This is a genomic window from Herbihabitans rhizosphaerae (assembly GCF_004216555.1).
Taxonomy (GTDB): domain Bacteria; phylum Actinomycetota; class Actinomycetes; order Mycobacteriales; family Pseudonocardiaceae; genus Herbihabitans; species Herbihabitans rhizosphaerae.
The window spans coordinates 686933-703832 of the sequence record NZ_SGWQ01000002.1 but is presented as its reverse complement, the minus strand read 5'-3'; the positions used below and the strand labels follow the sequence as shown (position 1 = coordinate 703832).

The window sequence follows — 16900 nt, the reverse complement described above, 5'->3', positions numbered from 1 at the left end:
ACCGAGGGTGGCACTCCCGACCGGAAGGTGTTCTGATGATCCCTCGTGACGGGTACAGCGCCGGGCGTGACGTCGGAGGCGGCGACACACAGAGCGATCGAGGCCGTGTGGCGCATCGAGTCGGCGCGGTTGATCGCGGGCCTGGCGAGGATGGTTCGCGACGTCGGGCTCGCCGAGGAATTGGCCCAGGACGCGCTGGTCGCCGCGATGGAACAGTGGCCGGCGCAAGGCGTTCCGGACAACCCGGGCGCGTGGCTGATGACCACGGCCAAGCGCCGCGCGATCGACCAGATCCGGCGCGACCAGCGGCTGGAGCAGAAGCAGCAGGAGATCGGCCGGGACCTGGAGACCAGCCAGGAGCCGGACATCGACGACGCCGCGATCGCCGCCGCGGACCGTGATCTGCACGGCGACATCGGCGATGACATGCTGCGGCTGGTGTTCACCGCGTGTCACCCGGTGCTGTCCACCGAGGCGCGGGTGGCGCTGACGCTGCGCCTGCTCGGCGGGCTCACCACCGACGAGATCGCCCGCGCGTTCCTGGTGCCGGAGCCGACCGTGGCACAGCGGATCGTGCGCGCGAAGAAGACGCTGGCGCAGAAGAAGGTGCCGTTCGAGGTGCCGGGCGGTGCCGATCTCGCGCCGAGGCTGTCGTCCGTGCTGGAGGTCGTGTACCTCGTGTTCAACGAGGGCTACTCGGCGACCACCGGCGACCACTGGATGCGCCCGGCGCTGTGCGAGGACGCGATGCGGCTCGGCCGGATCCTCGCCGGCCTCGCGCCGGACGAGCCGGAGGTGCGCGGGCTGGTCGCGCTGATGGAGATCCAGGCGTCACGGTCGGCGGCGCGCACCGACAAGGACGGCGAGCCGATCCTGTTGCTGGAGCAGAACCGGGCCAGGTGGGACCAGCTGCTGATCCGGCGCGGGCTGGCCGCGCTGGACCGGGTCGACGAGCTGACCGACTCCCCTGGCCCGTACGCGCTGCAGGCCAAGATCGCCGCGTGCCACGCGCGGGCGCGCACCGCCGAGGAGACCGAGTGGGCGCGGATCGCGGCCCTGTACGCCGCGCTCGTGCAGCGGGTGCCGTCGCCGGTGATCGAGCTGAACCGCGGGGTGGCGATCGGCATGGCGTTCGGGCCGGCGGCGGGCCTGGAGATCGTGGACGGGCTGCTGGACGAGCCGGCCATGAAGAGCTACCACCTGCTGCCCAGCGTGCGCGCCGACATGTTGGGCAAACTGGGCAAGACCGACGAGGCGCGCCGGGAGTGGGAGCGGGCCGCGTCGCTGACCCGCAACGAGCGGGAGCGCGCGCTGCTGCTGGCCCGCGCGGCGCAGGCATGAGGAGGACATCGTGCGGTACGCGTTGCTGATCGGCGGGGACGAGGACGCGTCGGATGCCACGTCCGCCGAGGTGTGCGCCGCCGACGACGCGCGGGCGTGGGCCGAGGACCTGGTGCGGCGGGACATGTTCGTGTCCGGCGCGGTGCTGCGACCGGTCGAGGACGCGGTGACCGTGCGGGTGCGCGGCGGCGAGGTGTTGCGCACCGACGGCCCGTTCGCGGAGACCAAGGAGCAGATCGGCGGCCTGTGCGTGATCGAGTGCGCGGACCTGGACGAGGCGTTGGAGATCGCGGCGAAGCACCCGGTGGCGAAGTACGGCTTGATCGAGGTGCGTCCGCTCGCGGAGTGAGTGTCTGTCTCGCGTGCGGCCGTTCGTCGGTGGGGTGACACCGTCGAGAAGAGAAGGACAGGCACATGACGACTTTCGTGTTCATTCACGGTGGCGGCGGCTCCGGCTGGGAGTACCACCTGGTCGAGCCGGAGCTGCGGCGGCGCGGCCACGACGTGGTGGCGCCGGACATGCCGACCGAGGACGACGCGCTGGATTTCGAGGACTACGCGGACGCCGTGGTGGCCGAGATCGGCGACCGGCGTGACCTGGTCGTGGTGGGTCACTCGTTCGGCGGGTTCACGGCGCCGCTGATGTGCGAGCGGGTGCCGGTGCGGCTGCTGGTGATGCTGTCCGCGATGATCCCCAAGCCCGGCGAGAATCCCGGCGACTGGTGGGCGAAGACCGGGCATGTCTGGCCCGAGGGCGACGACATCGCGATGTTTCTGCACGACGTGCCGCGCGACCTCGCCGAGGAGGCGCTGCGGCGCGGCCGCGACCAGTCGGGCACGCCGACAAGCAAGCCGTGGCCGCTGGCGAAGTGGCCGGACGTGCCGACGCGGTACCTGATGCCGCGCGACGACCGGTTCTTCACGCCCGAGTTCATCCGCCCACTGGTGCGCGAGCGGCTCGGGATCACCGAGCCGGACGAGATGGGCGGCAGCCACTGCGTGTACCTCAGCCGCCCGGTCGAACTGGCCGAGAAGCTGATCGCCCTCAGCGAGGCGGAGAGCTGACCGTCGCGTTCCGCGAGCCCAGCCAGGCGGCGCGGGTGATCTCGTACTCGACCTCGCCTTCGTCAGCGCCCGGAACCGCGGCTCCGTAAGGGTCTTGGGAGACGAACGCTCGGGCGAAGGTGAGCCGCAACGCGGTCATCGTCGCGCGTGACGCGGTGTTGACCGCCAGCGTCTGGCCGAAGATCCGGTTGAGGCCGCTGTCCTCGAAGCCGTGGCGGATCAGCTCGCGCCCACCCTCGGTCGCGTAGCCGCGGCGCCAGTGTCGGCTCATCAGCCGGTAACCGATCTCGGCCTCGCCGGCGACCTTCGGCTGATCCGGTCCGTTGGGTGGGCGCAGCAGCCACCAGCCGACAAACTCGTCGGCGTCGAAGCCGATCCAGAAGCCGAGGCCGGGGACCTCGTGCGCGGAGGCGATCCGGCGCAGGTGCGCCTGCTCCACCTCGGCGCGCGGGGCCGCTCGTCCGGTGAGATGGCGCATGACCTGGGGATCGGAGTCCAGCTCGACCTCGAGTTCGAGGTGCGCGTCGGCGAGCGGCACGAGGTGCAGCCGTTCGGTTCGCAGGGCGGGCTGCGCGGTCGTCTCCACGCCGTGACGCTAACGCGGGTGCGGACGGGGCGACCATCACCCTTGTCCTCCGATCGGGTGTCCTGTTGTTCACTCCGTCGGCGGTACCGGGCATGAGAGGCTGACCTCGTGATCGATGCACGCACGGGAGCACACTGCGCTGCCGTGGCCGAGAGCCTGAGCGAGCCACTGGCCGGCACGGCCGCCGTGGCGACGAGCTGGCTGTGCCTCGAGCAACCCGGCCCGTGGGGCGCGGACGCGATCACCCACAGTCACCTCGATCACGACGTGGCCGCCGAGCTGGCCGCGCGCATCAAGGGCACCGGCGTGCGGATGGTGCTGATCAGGCGTCCGGGCAGCCACCCCGACCGGCATCAGCCGGTCCCCCGGCGGGTCTACCTCGCGCACACCCGGCCCGGCCGGACGTGGTTGCGCCAGGGGCTGATCGGCGAGCCCAAGGAGCTCCTCGATCTCGACTTCGCGGCGATCGGCGCCGGCGAGGCCCCGGTCCTCGGCGAACCGCGCACCACTCCCCTCCTTCTGGTATGCACCAACGGAAAGCGGGACGTCTGCTGTGCGCTGCGCGGCCGGCCGATCGCGACCACGTTGGCCGAGAGCCACGGTGACGCGGTGTGGGAGAGCACCCACCTCGGCGGCCACCGGTTCGCCCCGACCGCGCTGTGCCTGCCGTCCGGCTACTGCTTCGGCCGGATCGATCTCGACCTGGCGAGCCGCTTGCTCGCCGGGGCCGGCGCCGTCACCGACCGGTGCCGCGGCCGGTCCACTTGGAGCAAGCCGGCACAGGTCGGCGAGCTGGCCGTGCGCTCGGCCATCGGCGAGCACGACCCCGACGCGTTGACGGTCGGCGAGTCCGGCGAAGATGGTCCGCTATGGACGGTAGAGGTGTCCCATGTGGACGGTCGGCGGTGGCTGGCGTCCGTGCGGCAGGAGGACCTGCCAATGAGGCGTCCGCCGAGCTGTGGCGCCGCACCCGAGCCGGCGACCGCGCTGGCACCGGCCGGCGTTCGACTTCTGGGGTGAGATGAGCGAGACCACGGAGCCGGAGCAGCCCGGCGCGTTAGCCCTGCTGCGAGCACGCCCCCGGTTCCGGTCGCTGTGCGTGGCGCGGATCGTCTCGTTCGTCGGCGACTCGCTGAGCCTGGTCGCGCTGATGCTGTACGTCGCGAGCAGCACCGGCCAGGCGCTCGCGGTGTCCGTACTGCTGCTGGTCGGCGACGTGGCGCCGGCGCTGTTCAGCCCGATCACCGGCGCGATCAGCGATCGGTTCGACCTGCGCAAGGTGATGATCACCTGCGAGCTGGTGCAGGGCGCGCTGCTCGCGATCATCGCGTTCACCCTTCCCCCGCTGCCCGTGCTGCTGGTGCTGGTCGCCCTGCGCGCGATCGCCGGGCAGGTGTTCCAGCCCGCTTCACGCGCCGCCGTGCCCGCGCTGGTGGACGACCGCGAGTTGCCCACGGCGAACTCGGTGATCGGCTTCGGCACCAACGGCGCGGAGGTGATCGGCCCGCTGGTGGCCGCGGCGCTCTTCCCGTTCGTCGGCGTGAGCGGCGTGCTGCTGGTCGACGCGGCGTCGTTCGTGCTCTCCGCGATACTGCTGTGCACGCTGCCCACGCTCCCGCCCAACCCGGACGGCGATCACGACGATTCCCTTGTCGGACAAGCGAAAGCGGGTCTCCGGTTCATCTGGCACACCCGCGCCGTCCGGGTGATCACGATCGGGTTCTGCTCGGTCGTGGCGGCCAACGGCATCGACGACGTGGCGCTGGTGCTGCTGGCCAAGGACACGTTCGCCTCCGGTGACTCGGCGGTGGCCCTGCTGCTCGCCTCGGTCGGCATCGGGCTGATCGTCGGATACGCCCTGCTGGCCAAGTACTCAGCACGCCTGTCGATGCCCGTGCTGCTGCTGGCCGGGTTCGCGATCAGCAGTGTCGGCAATCTGCTCACCGGCCTGGCGTGGGCCGTCGCGGCCGCGTTCACCGTGCAGGCGGTGCGCGGTCTGGGGCTCGCCGCGATGGACGTCGCGTCGAACACGCTGCTGCACCGGCTGGTCCCGACCAGCATGTTCGGCCGGGTGTTCGGCAACCTCTACGGACTGATCGGCATCGCGGCGGCAGTGTCGTACATCGCCGGCGGCGTGTTGCTGGACGCCACCAGCGCGCCGGTGACCTTCGTGATCGCCGGCGCCGCCGGCACGCTCGTGACGGCGCTGACCGCCGTGTCGCTGATCCGCGCGCTGCGTTAGCGGTTGGGCGGCTCGTCGGACAGTTCGGTCGACTCCTGCGGCCGCGGCGGCACGGGTGGGAGCGGCGGCTGCATCGGCAGGCCGGGCAGCTCCTCGGTGGGCTCGGGGACCGGTGCGCCGCGCAGGCCGGCGGCCACCGTCGGCGTCGGCCGGACCGAGAGCGGACCCGGAACCTCTTGCCGCGCAACGGCTTCCGCCGCACGAACGGCCTCGGCCACCTTCGGGTCGGTCGACGTGTCGAACCAGGCGGCGATCGACTCGTCGTCCTCCTCGGGACGGGACTCGACCTCGGGCTCCGGCGGCTCGTAGCGGAACACGCCGTCGTCGCCGGGCGCGCCGAGCATCTTGGCGAAGCCCTCCAGCGCCTTGCCGTAGTCGCTGGGCACCAGCCACACCTTGTTCGCGTCGCCCTGCGCCATCTGCGGCAGCGTCTGCAGGTACTGGTACGCGAGTACCTCGGGCGTCGGCTTGCCCGCCTTGATCGCGTTGAACACCTTCTCGATCGCCTTGGCCTGACCCTGCGCCTGGAGGTACCGGGCCGCGCGCTCACCCTGGGCGCGCAGGATGCGGGACTGCCGCTCCGCCTCGGCCTCCAGGATCGCGCCCTGCTTGGCACCCTCGGCGGCGAGAATCTGGCTCTGCTTCTGACCTTCCGCGGTCTTGATCGCCGCTTCCCGCGTACCTTCCGCGGTGAGGATCATGGCGCGCTTCTCACGGTCGGCGCGCATCTGCTTCTCCATCGAGTCCTGGATGGAGGGCGGCGGGTCGATCGCCTTCAACTCGACTCGGTTGACCTTGATCCCCCACCGGCCGGTCGCCTCGTCGAGCACGCCGCGCAGCTGGCTGTTGATCGAGTCGCGGGAGGTCAACGTTTCCTCGAGGCTCATGCCACCGACCACGTTGCGCAGCGTGGTGGTGGTCAGCTGCTCGACACCGACGATGTAGTTGGAGATCTCGTAGACCGCAGAACGGGAATCGGTCACCTGGAAGTACACGACGGTGTCGATCGACACGGTCAGGTTGTCCTGCGTGATCACCGGCTGCGGCGGGAACGAAACCACCTGTTCGCGCAGGTCCAGCCGTTCGCGCACCCGGTCGAGGAAGGGCACCAGGAAGTTGAGGCCTGCGGTCGCCACCGTGCGGAACTTGCCCAGTCGCTCGACCACCGCCGACTGCGACTGCGGGATCACCAGCACCGACTTGACCACGACCACGAGCGCGAACAAGACGATGACCGCGACGACGATCAGTGTGACGGGCAACTGTGCCTCCACTCAGTGGATACGTTGGTGATCAGTCTGTCATGGTGCTCTGATTCTGGATCAAGAACGGTCGACGCGCAGCGAATCGGACACCACCGCCGTGGCGCCGGCGATCTGGATGACCGTGACCTCGTCACCTTCGTCGAACTTCTCGCCGTCGCCGAAGGTTCGCGCGGTCCAGATCTCCCCGCCGATCTTCACCTCGCCGCGGTTGGAGTCCACGACGGACAACACGATCGCCTTGGCGCCGATCAGCGCGTCCACGTTCGTCTTGTAGTCGATCGTCTGCAGCTTGTTCTTGAGCCACGGACGGGCGACGGTGACCAGGGCGATCGACGCGAGCGCGAAAACGCCGGCGCTGAGCACCACTTCCGCGCCCGCCCAGGCCGCGATGGCGCCGCACAGCGCGCCGATGCCGACCATGAGCAGCCACAGGTCACCCGAGAGAACCTCCGCGGCGATCAACACGACGCCGCCACCCAGCCAGATCAGCGCTGCTCCCATGACCCTATGTTGTCAGAAGGCTACCGTGGTGATCCAGAGTCGATGGTCACGAAGTCGATCAGCCGCTCCACCGCGCCGATGAGTGGCGTCTCCAAATCACGGTAGTCGCGCACGCCCGCGCTGACCCGCCGCCAGCCGTCGAGCGGATCGCCCCAGTTCAGCGCCGCGCACACGCCTTCCTTCCACGGCCGGCCCTTCGGCACGGTCGGCCAGCCGCGAATTCCGACCGCCGCGGGTTTGACCGCCTGCCAGATATCCACGTACGGGTGACCGGTGACGAGCACGTTGTCGTCGCGCACCGAATCCACGATGCGGGATTCCTTGCTGCCGGCGACCAGGTGGTCGACCAGCACACCGAGCCGGCGGTCCGGCGCGGTGCCGAACTCGGCCACCAGGCCGGGCAGGTCGTCCACCCCGTGCAGCGGTTCCACCACCACGCCCTCGACGCGCAGGTCGTGTCCCCAGACCCGCTCGACCAGCTCGGCGTCGTGGATGCCCTCGACCCAGATCCGGCTGTCCCGCGCGGTGCGGGCAGTGTGGCCCTCGACGCGCACCGAGCCGGAGGCGGACATGGTGCGCTGCTTCGTGGGCTCGACCTTCGGCTTGATAAGCGTGACCGGCTTGCCGTCGACCAGGAAACCCGCCTCGGACAAGGGAAACACGCGATGCTTGCCGTGCCGGTCCTCGAGCACCACGTTGCCGTACTCGATCTTCACGACCGCGCCGCAGTAGCCGCTGCCCGGGTCCTCCACGACCAGGCCCGGCTCGGCCGGCACCTCGGGGACGGACCGCTTCTTCTTGCCGGCGAACACATCGCCGTAGTCCATGGAACGCACGAGCGCGAAGGTAGCGAAGTTGGCGTCCGCCACACTCACCGCCACGCCGGACGTCCGGAGGCGATGATCGGCACATGACGGAGCTGGCCGCCATGGTCGCGGCGCTCAGTTGGGGCGCGCTGGCCGAGTCGCACGGCAACGGGCTCGGGATCGCCGTGGTGGCGCTGGCGGGGATCCCGATCGTGTGGATGTTGAGAAATTCGCGCACTCGGGCGTCGGAGGAGGCGCTCGCCGGACGACGATAGAGATGTGAGCGGACACAGGGGCGCACCCGACGTGCGGCCCGACCCGGCGTTCGGGCTGCTGGAGCTGTACGACGACGCGCTGCCGCACGTCTACGGCTACCTGCTGGCCCGCGTGCGCGACGTGCCGCTCGCTGAGGACCTCACCGCGGAGACGTTTCTCGCCGCGGTGAGCGCGCTGCGCAAACAGCCGGCGCCGGAGCTGTCGGTCGGCTGGCTCATCGGGGTGGCACGGCACAAGCTGGCCGACCACTGGCGGCGGGCCGAGCGCGAGCAGCGCGGCCTGCGGCTGGTGGACAGCGACCAGCAGGACACCGTCGACCCCTGGGACGAAGAGGTCGACGTGATGGTGGCGCACGAGGTGCTCTGTCAGCTCGGCCCGCACCACCAGGCGGCGCTGACCCTGCGCTATCTCGACGGGCTCGGCGTGCCACAGGTGGCCGAGCATCTCGGACGGACCGTGCACGCCACCGAGGCGTTGCTGGTGCGCGCCCGCAACGCGTTCCGGCGGACCTATCGCGGAGAGGAGGGCGCGCCATGACAGATCCACTCGACGCCCTCCGCGCGGAGGTCGAGCCGGTGCGGCCGGACGCCGCGTTCGCCGAGCGGCTACGCGAGCGCCTGCGCCGCGCGGTGCTCTCCGGAGCACCGTCCACAATGGACTCGACTGGAACGGAGAGGACGATGGCGGAGACCGTGACACAGCAGACCGTCGAGGAGCCCGAGGATCTCGCCTGGGGGCCCACACTGCAGCCGCACATTCACGTGGCGGACGCCCGCCGCGCGCTGGACTGGTACGTGGATGTGTTGGGCGCCAAGCGAAGGGGCGAGGCGTACGTGATGCCGGACGGCAGCATCGGGCACGCCGAACTGCGGTTCGGAGACGCGGTGTTGATGCTCGCCGAGGGCACCTACCCGGGTATTCCGGTGGCGCCGCCGACCGGCGAGCTGCACAGCACGTCGCTGAACCTTCAGGTGTCCGATGTGGACGCGACGATCGAGCGCGCCGAGTCGGCCGGTGCCACGATTGAGCGCCGTCCGGACGACCAGCCGTACGGCCGGGTGGCCACGATCGTCGACCCGTTCGGCCACCGGTGGATGTTCAACCAGCCGCGCGGCGCCGCTCCTCGCGCCCGGCACGGAGAGGTCGCGTTCACGACGATCTTCGTGCCGGACGACGAGGCGGCCAAGGCGTTCTACGGCGCGGTGTTGGGCTGGGACTTCGCGTCCGGGTCGGCGGAGCGCGGTTGGGTGCTCACCGGCAAGGAGGACTCGTTCGGCATGTCCGGCGGGGCGGAGCGGCCCGAGGTGCAGCTGTGCTACCGCGTCAACGACATGGCGGCGGCGGTCGAGCGGGTACGTGCCAACGGCGGGCAGGTCGGTGAGATCGAGTCCAAGCCGTACGGCCAACTCGTCGAGTGCTCGGACGACCAGGGCACCCGGTTCCAGCTGTACCAGCCGCCAGCGAGTTAGCCGGTCAGGAACGGCAGGACGACGGCGCTGAACTCGGCCGGCGCGTCCCGGTGGATGTGGTCATGTCCACTGTGGACAGTGCGGTCCACCATCGCGGGTCCGGCCGGCGCATCTCCCGGCGGCTCGACGGCACCACGGGCCAGTCGAACGGAAGCTCGTGCGCGGGCTGTCGCCGTGGCCCCAAAGATCCACGGCGCACTCGCCGCCCAGCGGCGGCGAGTGCGCCGGCGAAGGTGTCCCACGTGGTGGCGTCCAGGCCGAGGCCGTGCAGCAGCACGACCGGGCTTCCCTCGCCACGGTCACGTGTCGCCAGCGTCACGGAATCTGTCATTTGACCTCCAGTTAAGTAGAAGTTCTAGCGTGCGAATCATGAACGAGACCACGGCTGAGCTGGCCAAGCAGCCCATCGGCTACTGGACCGGCCTCGCCCACGAGGCCATTATTCGGCACATCAACGCGGCCCACGCCCGGTTCGGCAACACCCAGCGCCACTGGATGGCCCTGAACATGCTGTCCCGCAACGACGGCCGCATCACGCGGATCGGGCTCGGCGACTTGGTCCGGCCGTTCGTCACCCCCACGATCGGCGACCGTGAGTCCGTCGACCAGGTGATCGAGGACCTGATCGACCGTCGCTGGATCTCCGTGTCCTCCGACGGCCTGCTGCACCTCACCGAGCAGGGGCGCGCTGGACGTGCGCGCACCATGGTCGACATCAAGCGGGTGCGTGCGGAGATCCACGCCGGCGTCACCGACGAGGAGTACGCGCGGACGCTCGGCGTGCTGCGGCGCATGATCGCCAATGTCGGCGGTGACCCGTCGCTGCCCGGATAGCGGCTTGGCGCCGAATGGGCGCTACCTCTCTTGGTGGACGAAAGAACGAGTAAGACGTCACCGATTGCGCAATCGCGAGACTATGTGAGTGAGGCCCGGACACGACACGGTGACCACCCTGGCTTTCCGATACAGGCGCGGGGATAGTGATTGGCGGAACGTCGATAACAGTCGCACTTATGTGAAGCTGTTTTATCTACGGGGAGGCTGATCAACCGTGAGCAGTGCCGTTGACGAGATTGTCGTGCCAGCGGAGGAACTCGAAGACGACGCCATGGAGTCCTTCGCGGAAACCCTTGCGCCGCCTGGGGTGACGTGGAAGGTGACGTGGGCGGAAGCGCCGAGCTATGACAAGCCGGGCGGCCGGCGGGTGGGGCGATTGAAAGCTGGTCGCAACTACTTTTACCACCAGTCGAACACGAAGGTTCGGGTCAAGGTGGGCGCGTACGAGAACACCTGGTGGGCGCTGACCGACGACGACAATGGCCACAAGAAAGTGTGGGTCAGCGTCGTGTACATCAAGGGTGGCGCGAACAACCAACCGGTACCTGGTTTGAAGATCGTGTGATCTGACCATTCACGGCGGGACCACGAGCATAGAGACGAGTGTTCCGGCAGAAACCCTGCCGGGACACTCTGTCTAATACCAATGAGGGGAAGGATAACGACGATGAAAACGAAACTTGCCGCTGTCGCACTGCTGACCATCGGTGGAGCCGGACTATTCGCTCTCCCCGCGGCCGCGACTCCGGAGGTATCGCACATGTCCGCGGCGACCCAAACGCGTGAGGTTCCTGGTGTGCATGAAGTGGCGGCGGTACCAAGGGGCGCGACTGCCTGCTACAAGGTGACCACGGCATCGCTCAGGATCCGCGAAGCGCCGAACAACAACGCCAAGATAGTCGGATTCCTCAAACAGGGACAGATCGTGCGCGCCTCGACGACGGTGACCGTGGGATTCCGTGAGCTCGGTCCGCACCGATGGTCCGGTTCCAAGTTCTTGGCCGCCGTCAACGCCCACTGCTGAGACAACCCGACATCAGAGGCAGCGGGTCTCCCCCACGGCGAGATCCCACAGGTCCGCTTGATCCTTGCCGCGGGCCGCCCACACCTCACGGATCCGGTCGAGCGGTTCGATCACCGGCTCCTGGGTGAGCACGAACGTGCCCCAGTGCATGCTGGCCAGCCGTTGTGCGCCCAGGTCGTCGAGTGCTTTGACCGCCTCGTCCGGATCCATGTGCACCGACTTCATGAACCAGCGCGGCGCGTACGCCCCGATCGGCAGCATCGCGACGTCGATGTCCGGGTAGCGCTCGCCGATCTCGCCGAACCAGTGGCCGTAGCCGGTGTCACCCGCGTGGAACACCCGGAAGCCGGGGTCGTCGGTGATCACCCAGCCGCCCCACAGGCTGCGGCAGGTGTCGCGCACGCCGCGCCGGCTCCAGTGGTGGGCCGGCACGAAGTCGAACCGCAGGCCTGCCACCTCGGCGGACTCCCACCAGTCCAGTTCGGTCACGTCGGTGAACCCGCGGCGGGTGAACCACTCGCCCAGCCCGGCGGGCACCAGCACGGGCGTGTTCCTCGGCAGCCGCTTGATCGTCGGCGCGTCCAGGTGGTCGTAGTGGTTGTGACTGATCACCACCGCGTCCACCTTGGGCAGTTCGGACCAGGCGACGCCGGGCGGAGTGAGCCGGCGCGGCACGCCGGGGATCTTGTCCGACCACACCGGGTCGGCCAGCACGCACGCGCCGCCCATCCGGATCAGGTACGTGGCGTGGCCGACCCAGGTGAGCGCCGTCGTTCCGGTCGGAACGGGCGCCAAACCGTTGCGCAGCACGGGAATCCGGTCCGCGTCCACTGTGGACCCGCGGAACCCGCCCTCGCGCATGATCCGGACCATGTCGGCCGGCCGCGGCAGCGGTGCGGTCAGCCGGTCGGAGAACGACCGAGGCCACACCCGCCGCGCGCCCCTCTTCGAGTTCGATCCAGTCAGCATGTCTCCAATGTGCCACCCGTTTGCTGAGAACGCGTCATGTGGCCGCCACGAGATCGGCGACCACGCAGGTCACGTTGTCCGGGCCGCCCTTGGAGTTGGCCAACTCGACCGGGTGCCGCACGGCCTGCTCCGGGTCGGGCTTCGTGGTCAGCACCATGCGCAGCTCGTCGGTGTGGACCACGCCGTACAGCCCGTCCGAGCACAGCAGGTAGCGATCACCGGCCCGCGCGTCCCGCAGCTCCAGGTGCGGCTGGACCGCCTCGCCGTGCAGCGCCCGCGCCAGGATCGCCCGTTGCGGGTGCGTCTCCGCCTCCTCCTCGGTCAGCCGCCCCTCGTCGATCAACGACTGCACGATCGTGTGGTCGTGGGTGAACCGGAACAGCTCGCCGTCGCGCATCAGGTAGACCCGCGAGTCGCCCACGTGCACCAGGCCGAGCTGTGAGCCGGACCAGACCATCGCTGTCAGCGTCGTCCCGCTCGTGCCGTCGGCCACGCAGTCGCCGACCGCCGCGCCGGCCCGGTCGACCGCGTCGGACAGCGCGTTGAGCAGGTCGCCGGCCGGCAGCGCGCTGTCGAGCGGTTTCAACGCGTCGATGGCCACGGCGCTGGCCGGTTCGCCGTGCGCGCCGAAGCCGTCGGCCACCGCGAGCAGCCGGGCGCCCGCGTAGCCGGAGTCCTGGTTGGACTCCCGCACGAGGCCGCGATCGGTGCGCATCGCGAAGCGGATGTCGAGTGTCGGTGCCTCACCGGTCATGGGAGCGTCCTTTCTGGACAGCTGCTCGATGAGGAAGGCGGCCAGCTTTCGCCGTTCGGCGGTGTCCACCTCGACCTGTACCCAGTAGGCGCGCACCTCGTCGGCCGCCTGCGCGGCGTCGAGATCACACACCTGCTGGATGCGGGCCAGTGGCATGCCGAGATGCCGCAGCCAGGCGACCAGCCGCGCGCGCTCGAGTTGCTCCGGTGCGTACCGGCGGTAGCCGGACACCGGGTCCACGGTCGCTGGCTTGAGCAACCCCAGCTCGTCGTAGAGCCGCAAGGCCTTCTGCGACAGGCGGGACGCCCGCGCGAACGCGCCGATCGTCAGCACTGAAACCTCCCCATGCCGAGCACGGTGCCCGGCCACACCCACCCTGAGGTCTCCCCCAGGGACAAGGTCAACTCAAGAACGGCATCACCGCCTCGGTGAACTCGTCCGGCTTGGTCTCGTGAATATGATGGCCCGCGTCGATGGTGATCACTTTCGCGCCCGGGATCGCCTCGCCGACCTTGAGCACGAGCGCGCGATCCATCGTGGTGGTGGGGCCGCCGTCGAGCACCAACGTGCGCGCGGTGATCTTCTCCAGCGCGGACCACCACTCGGGATCGGGCATGCGCAGTAAGGGAAAGAGCTGCTCGACCGCGTGCCAGTCGAAGTCCAGCTCCTCGTCCGGAGGCGCCGAGATCTCGACGTGCACCGGCTCGTCCGGCGGACCCATCGCGTCCTCGATCACCAGGTGCCGCACCCGGTCGCCCAGCCGCGCGGCGACCACGGGCGCGACCCGCCCGGCCAGCGAGTGACCGACCAGGTCGAACGCGTCGAGGCTCAACGAGTCGATCAGCTCCACCACGTCGTCGGCGATCCCGCCGACGGTGTAGCGGGCCGCCCGGTAACTGGCACCGTGGCCCGGCAAGTCCGCCGCGATCACCCGTAAGCCTTGTGCTACAAGGGTTTCTGTGAACTCCTCCCAGTCCGCGCCGGAGCCGCCCAACGCGTGCAGCAGCACCACTGGATGCCCGTCGGCCGGGCCGGTTTCTCTGAATGCGAGCACCATGCAATCGAAGCTAGCCTCGATCGGTGTGCCGTCGATTCACTTTCACTCTGAGCGGAACAGTGCTGGCTGAGCGGCTGCGGCACGTCTACCGGATCGGTGGCGGCAGCGGTGCCGGCAAGTCGACCATCGCGCGGCGCCTCGCGGACCGGCACGGCCTGCGGCGCGGACTATCCGAGCTGACGCATTAGGCGTGCCCACGCGCGCGGCGATACCGAGATGATCTCGCCGTCAGCGTTCTTCGAGTCCCTGACGGACACCGCGGCGCCAGGATGTGCCACCTCGACGCAGTTGGAGCTGGTCGCATCTCCCTGGCTATAGCTGCTCCTGCGCCAGCGGACATCCAGCGTCGACGTGCTCATCAGGTGCCTCTCGCGGTCGCTCGTACTCGCTTGCCATCTGGGCAAGCCACGACCGCGATTGTCCCTCGTTCAGAGCAACCGTCTCAAGATGACGGGTAATGGATCGGTACCGCTTCACAGCTTCGGAGCGGTCGACGAGGACAGTGACCACTTCGCTGTCCAGACATACGACTGGATGGCCGATGCGGTACGCCATCGACTGAAACGGGCCGCGTAGGCCCGAATGCGCACTGCTCGATGTCGGCACGACACGGATCTGGACTCGTTGCCGTGAGCCGGTGAACACAAGGTGGAGAAGCTGCTCGTTCATGGCCGCGCGACTGCCAACGGCCATTCGCAAGGCGTTCTCGTGGATGAAGAAGGTGCTCCACGGAGGCATCCGTCGCGCGAGCAGCGCCTGTCGCTGGCGGCGCACGACCACGCAAGACTCGGCCTTCTCAGGCGTGAGGCCACTCTCGATGGCCAGCGCGCGCGTGTAGTCCTCCGTCTGCAACAAGCCGGGAACCACGCCGAACTCGTAGCACACGATCGCACTCGCCGTTGTCTCCAATGCGATGAGGCTGCGCAGTGAGTCCGCGAGTTCGATGCCGTGGTGTTGGACCCAGTAGCCGCTGTGCTCGTGGAAGAACTCCAGGATCTCGTCGATGTGCTGGTGTGGCGGGCGGCAGTGCCCCAGGTACCTGGCAGCGTCCACTTCGGACACTCCTCTGGTGCCGCGCTCCATGTGGGACACCTTGCTGGGCGAGCAGTTCAGCGCACGGGCCAGGTCCCTCGCTTCGAAGCCGGCGTGCTCACGCCACCGCCGCAACTCGGCACCGACCGCACGATCCCGGGCCGCGATTTCTCTCTCGCTCATGTCTGTCGACGCTACTGAGAGAGCAGCCGCGAACACGGGATTGCGCGCGTGGTTCCACTCCAAAGGGGCAGCGGGTTACCCGTGGTCCAGTCAGAACGCTGGCCATGGGATCGCGCGCCACTCGGAGCTGGGCTCCGGAAAAGCGTTGTCCCGCAACAGGTTCTCGGTCCGCTCGACCAGTGCGCGGACCTCGCGCCGGGTCAGGTGCTCGTGCAGTTGCTCGCCGAGATCACCAGCCAGCGCGTCGAGCAGAGCGCGCAACATGTCCACCGCCTCGGCCGGCAGAGCCTCGCCCATCCAGCCCCACAGCACCGTGCGCAGCTTGTTCTCCGTGTGCAGGCAGATGCCATGGTCCACGCCGTACACGCCACCGTCGGTCGCGTGCAGCACGTGGCCGCCCTTGCGGTCGGCGTTGTTGAGCACGACGTCCAGCGCGGCCATCAGCGCCACCCCGGGATTGTCCGAGTGTGCGAGCACGGCGGGCTCGCCGAACCGGTCCATCGCGTGCAGCACGGCCTTCCACCCCGGCGGCACGTCCGACGGCGCGGTGACGTCGACCAGATCGTCGCCTTCCTTGGTGTCCACCCAGAGTTGCACCATGCCGGCCCCGAACGGCCCCTCGCGGTGCACGGTCGGCGGGATCAGCCCCGCGCCGGACGCCTCGGAGATCAGGTACGACGCGACCTCGCGCCCGGCCAGCGTGCCGTCCGGGAAGTCCCACAGCGGGCGCTCGCCGTTGATCGGCTTGTACACGCACTTGGCCTCGAGACCGTCCAGCGAGATCCCGCCGAACAGGGTGGCGTTGGACGCGTCGACGAGCCGTCCTTCGACGTCGATCGTCCCGTGCGTGATCAGCTCGACGGCCGCGGGGTCGGTCGGCCGCACCTCAGGCCTCTGGCTCGTCACTCGGCCGGCGGTAGCCATTCTGACGTGGACAGACGTGACCGTCCGGATCGAGCGGCTCGGCACACAGCGGGCACGGCTTGCGGCCGGCGTTGAGCACCCGGTCGGCCCGCTCGGCGAACGCGCGCGCCTCGGACGGCGTGAGGAACACCCGCACCGCGTCCGGGCCCTCCTCGGTGTCGTCGAGCACGACCGACTCGTCGACCTCGCCCTCGGTGACCGCCAGCAACTCGATCACGATCGCGTGCGATTCGGAGTCCCAGCCCAGCCCCATCGTGCCGACGCGGAACTCCTCCTCGAGGGGCACCTGGAGCGGTTCGGTGTCGACTTCCTCCTCGGGTGTCTCCTCCGGCACCTCGGCGCCGAAGCGCCGGTGTACCTCTTCGAGCAGCGACCCGATCCGGTCGGCCAGCACGGAGACCTGCTGTTTCTCCAGCGACACACTGATCGTGCGGACCTCCTCGGAGGCCTGCAGGTAGAACGTGCGGTCGCCGGGTTCCCCGACGGTTCCCGCGACGAACCGGTCGGGTTGACGAAAGACGTGGATTACGCGAGCCATGGCACCTCCGACCCTAGGGCACATGCCCCTG

At 69.3% G+C, this 16900-nt stretch carries 24 protein-coding genes; 12 read left to right on the top strand and 12 right to left on the bottom strand.

Annotated elements, in window-relative coordinates:
* Positions 1–45: 45 nt before the first annotated feature.
* The 3 genes from EV193_RS09000 (at position 46) to EV193_RS08990 (ending at position 2406) form a co-directional block, all read left to right on the top strand.
* Positions 46–1341: an RNA polymerase sigma factor gene (locus EV193_RS09000; RefSeq protein WP_242613229.1), complete on the top strand. Its 1296-nt coding sequence runs from the start codon at positions 46–48 to the stop codon at positions 1339–1341.
* Positions 1342–1351: 10 nt separating this feature from the next.
* Positions 1352–1690 carry a YciI family protein gene (locus EV193_RS08995; RefSeq protein ID WP_130343520.1) on the top strand — a complete coding sequence of 113 codons (339 nt, stop codon included), beginning with the start codon at positions 1352–1354 and terminating at the stop codon, positions 1688–1690.
* A 65-nt stretch (positions 1691–1755) separates the two neighbouring features.
* On the top strand, positions 1756–2406 hold the full coding sequence (locus EV193_RS08990) for an alpha/beta fold hydrolase (protein WP_130343519.1): 651 nt from the start codon (positions 1756–1758) through the stop codon (positions 2404–2406).
* Here the strand turns inward: EV193_RS08990 and EV193_RS08985 are convergent.
* Positions 2387–2992, bottom strand: coding sequence for a GNAT family N-acetyltransferase (locus EV193_RS08985; protein WP_242613228.1), 606 nt, complete (start codon positions 2990–2992; stop codon positions 2387–2389). The genes EV193_RS08990 and EV193_RS08985 overlap by 20 nt on opposite strands.
* Positions 2993–3136: 144 nt before the next feature.
* Here EV193_RS08985 and EV193_RS08980 point away from each other — a divergent pair, with 144 nt between their 5' ends.
* Positions 3137–4012 (top strand): sucrase ferredoxin, encoded by an 876-nt coding sequence (locus tag EV193_RS08980; RefSeq protein WP_242613227.1) that lies wholly within the window; start codon positions 3137–3139, stop codon positions 4010–4012.
* 1 nt (position 4013) lies between these two features.
* Positions 4014–5234 carry an MFS transporter gene (locus EV193_RS08975; protein WP_130343517.1) on the top strand — a complete coding sequence of 407 codons (1221 nt, stop codon included), beginning with the start codon at positions 4014–4016 and terminating at the stop codon, positions 5232–5234.
* Here EV193_RS08975 and EV193_RS08970 read toward each other — a convergent pair.
* From EV193_RS08970 to EV193_RS08960, 3 genes are read right to left on the bottom strand one after another with little or no spacing between them, the layout of a single operon-like run.
* Complete coding sequence (locus tag EV193_RS08970; RefSeq protein ID WP_130343516.1) at positions 5231–6496, bottom strand: SPFH domain-containing protein; 1266 nt, start codon at positions 6494–6496, stop codon at positions 5231–5233. The two genes, EV193_RS08975 and EV193_RS08970, sit on opposite strands and share 4 nt — an antisense overlap.
* Before the next feature lie 60 nt (positions 6497–6556).
* Complete coding sequence (locus tag EV193_RS08965; protein ID WP_130343515.1) at positions 6557–7000, bottom strand: NfeD family protein; 444 nt, start codon at positions 6998–7000, stop codon at positions 6557–6559.
* A 20-nt stretch (positions 7001–7020) separates the two neighbouring features.
* Positions 7021–7836 (bottom strand): DUF3097 domain-containing protein, encoded by an 816-nt coding sequence (locus EV193_RS08960; RefSeq protein WP_130343514.1) that lies wholly within the window; start codon positions 7834–7836, stop codon positions 7021–7023.
* Between the two features lie 74 nt (positions 7837–7910).
* Here EV193_RS08960 and EV193_RS33215 point away from each other — a divergent pair, with 74 nt between their 5' ends.
* From EV193_RS33215 to EV193_RS08950, 3 genes are read left to right on the top strand one after another with little or no spacing between them, the layout of a single operon-like run.
* Positions 7911–8081 carry a hypothetical protein gene (locus EV193_RS33215; RefSeq protein ID WP_165401291.1) on the top strand — a complete coding sequence of 57 codons (171 nt, stop codon included), beginning with the start codon at positions 7911–7913 and terminating at the stop codon, positions 8079–8081.
* A 4-nt stretch (positions 8082–8085) separates the two neighbouring features.
* The gene (locus EV193_RS08955) at positions 8086–8619 is read left to right on the top strand and encodes an RNA polymerase sigma factor (protein WP_242613226.1); all 534 of its coding nucleotides are present in this window, start codon (positions 8086–8088) and stop codon (positions 8617–8619) included.
* The gene (locus tag EV193_RS08950; protein WP_130343513.1) at positions 8616–9551 is read left to right on the top strand and encodes a VOC family protein; all 936 of its coding nucleotides are present in this window, start codon (positions 8616–8618) and stop codon (positions 9549–9551) included. Before EV193_RS08955 ends, EV193_RS08950 begins: the two co-directional genes overlap by 4 nt.
* A 4-nt stretch (positions 9552–9555) precedes the next feature.
* Here EV193_RS08950 and EV193_RS08945 read toward each other — a convergent pair whose 3' ends face one another.
* Complete coding sequence (locus EV193_RS08945) at positions 9556–9882, bottom strand: alpha/beta fold hydrolase (protein ID WP_130343512.1); 327 nt, start codon at positions 9880–9882, stop codon at positions 9556–9558.
* Between the two features lie 38 nt (positions 9883–9920).
* On the opposite strand from EV193_RS08945, the gene EV193_RS08940 reads away from it, so the two are divergent.
* The 3 genes from EV193_RS08940 to EV193_RS08930 all read left to right on the top strand — a co-directional run bounded on the left by EV193_RS08940 (position 9921) and on the right by EV193_RS08930 (position 11412).
* The gene (locus tag EV193_RS08940) at positions 9921–10385 is read left to right on the top strand and encodes a MarR family winged helix-turn-helix transcriptional regulator (protein ID WP_130343511.1); all 465 of its coding nucleotides are present in this window, start codon (positions 9921–9923) and stop codon (positions 10383–10385) included.
* 217 nt (positions 10386–10602) lie between these two features.
* A complete protein-coding gene (locus tag EV193_RS08935; protein ID WP_130343510.1) occupies positions 10603–10953 on the top strand; it encodes a hypothetical protein in 351 nt (116 codons plus the stop codon).
* Between the two features lie 102 nt (positions 10954–11055).
* The gene (locus EV193_RS08930) at positions 11056–11412 is read left to right on the top strand and encodes an SH3 domain-containing protein (protein ID WP_130343509.1); all 357 of its coding nucleotides are present in this window, start codon (positions 11056–11058) and stop codon (positions 11410–11412) included.
* 12 nt (positions 11413–11424) lie between these two features.
* On the opposite strand, the gene EV193_RS08925 is transcribed toward EV193_RS08930, so the two are convergent.
* The 3 genes from EV193_RS08925 to EV193_RS08915 all read right to left on the bottom strand — a co-directional run bounded on the left by EV193_RS08925 (position 11425) and on the right by EV193_RS08915 (position 14192).
* A complete protein-coding gene (locus tag EV193_RS08925; RefSeq protein ID WP_130343508.1) occupies positions 11425–12381 on the bottom strand; it encodes an MBL fold metallo-hydrolase in 957 nt (318 codons plus the stop codon).
* A gap of 34 nt (positions 12382–12415) precedes the next feature.
* On the bottom strand, positions 12416–13468 hold the full coding sequence (locus EV193_RS08920; protein ID WP_242613225.1) for a MerR family transcriptional regulator: 1053 nt from the start codon (positions 13466–13468) through the stop codon (positions 12416–12418).
* A 67-nt stretch (positions 13469–13535) separates the two neighbouring features.
* The gene (locus tag EV193_RS08915; protein WP_130343506.1) at positions 13536–14192 is read right to left on the bottom strand and encodes an alpha/beta fold hydrolase; all 657 of its coding nucleotides are present in this window, start codon (positions 14190–14192) and stop codon (positions 13536–13538) included.
* A 59-nt stretch (positions 14193–14251) separates the two neighbouring features.
* Here EV193_RS08915 and EV193_RS34420 point away from each other — a divergent pair, with 59 nt between their 5' ends.
* Positions 14252–14380, top strand: coding sequence for a hypothetical protein (locus tag EV193_RS34420; RefSeq protein ID WP_278044169.1), 129 nt, complete (start codon positions 14252–14254; stop codon positions 14378–14380).
* On the opposite strand, the gene EV193_RS08910 is transcribed toward EV193_RS34420, so the two are convergent.
* From EV193_RS08910 to EV193_RS08895, 4 genes are all read right to left on the bottom strand, one after another.
* Positions 14360–14551: a DUF397 domain-containing protein gene (locus tag EV193_RS08910; RefSeq protein WP_130343505.1), complete on the bottom strand. Its 192-nt coding sequence runs from the start codon at positions 14549–14551 to the stop codon at positions 14360–14362. The two genes, EV193_RS34420 and EV193_RS08910, sit on opposite strands and share 21 nt — an antisense overlap.
* Positions 14505–15407 (bottom strand): helix-turn-helix domain-containing protein, encoded by a 903-nt coding sequence (locus EV193_RS08905; RefSeq protein WP_130343504.1) that lies wholly within the window; start codon positions 15405–15407, stop codon positions 14505–14507. The genes EV193_RS08910 and EV193_RS08905 overlap by 47 nt, the downstream gene beginning before the upstream one ends.
* Before the next feature lie 90 nt (positions 15408–15497).
* Positions 15498–16292: an SCO1664 family protein gene (locus EV193_RS08900; RefSeq protein ID WP_479723863.1), complete on the bottom strand. Its 795-nt coding sequence runs from the start codon at positions 16290–16292 to the stop codon at positions 15498–15500.
* 1 nt (position 16293) lies between these two features.
* Positions 16294–16869, bottom strand: coding sequence for a DUF3090 domain-containing protein (locus EV193_RS08895; RefSeq protein ID WP_130343502.1), 576 nt, complete (start codon positions 16867–16869; stop codon positions 16294–16296).
* Between the last annotated feature and the right edge of the window lie 31 nt (positions 16870–16900).

Bases quoted from the DNA above. Each gene is read 5' to 3' on its own strand.
- EV193_RS08975 (WP_130343517.1), top strand. From the start codon at position 4,014: ATGAGCGAGACCACGGAGCCGGAGCAGCCCGGCGCGTTAGCCCTGCTG.
- EV193_RS08950 (WP_130343513.1), top strand. From the start codon at position 8,616: ATGACAGATCCACTCGACGCCCTCCGCGCGGAGGTCGAGCCGGTGCGG.
- EV193_RS08965 (WP_130343515.1), bottom strand. From the start codon at position 7,000: ATGGGAGCAGCGCTGATCTGGCTGGGTGGCGGCGTCGTGTTGATCGCC.
- EV193_RS08990 (WP_130343519.1), top strand. From the start codon at position 1,756: ATGACGACTTTCGTGTTCATTCACGGTGGCGGCGGCTCCGGCTGGGAG.
- EV193_RS08940 (WP_130343511.1), top strand. From the start codon at position 9,921: ATGAACGAGACCACGGCTGAGCTGGCCAAGCAGCCCATCGGCTACTGG.
- EV193_RS08910 (WP_130343505.1), bottom strand. From the start codon at position 14,551: ATGAGCACGTCGACGCTGGATGTCCGCTGGCGCAGGAGCAGCTATAGC.
- EV193_RS08895 (WP_130343502.1), bottom strand. From the start codon at position 16,869: ATGGCTCGCGTAATCCACGTCTTTCGTCAACCCGACCGGTTCGTCGCG.
- EV193_RS08930 (WP_130343509.1), top strand. From the start codon at position 11,056: ATGAAAACGAAACTTGCCGCTGTCGCACTGCTGACCATCGGTGGAGCC.
- EV193_RS08945 (WP_130343512.1), bottom strand. From the start codon at position 9,882: ATGACAGATTCCGTGACGCTGGCGACACGTGACCGTGGCGAGGGAAGC.
- EV193_RS33215 (WP_165401291.1), top strand. From the start codon at position 7,911: ATGACGGAGCTGGCCGCCATGGTCGCGGCGCTCAGTTGGGGCGCGCTG.
- EV193_RS08915 (WP_130343506.1), bottom strand. From the start codon at position 14,192: ATGGTGCTCGCATTCAGAGAAACCGGCCCGGCCGACGGGCATCCAGTG.
- EV193_RS08905 (WP_130343504.1), bottom strand. From the start codon at position 15,407: ATGAGCGAGAGAGAAATCGCGGCCCGGGATCGTGCGGTCGGTGCCGAG.
- EV193_RS08925 (WP_130343508.1), bottom strand. From the start codon at position 12,381: ATGCTGACTGGATCGAACTCGAAGAGGGGCGCGCGGCGGGTGTGGCCT.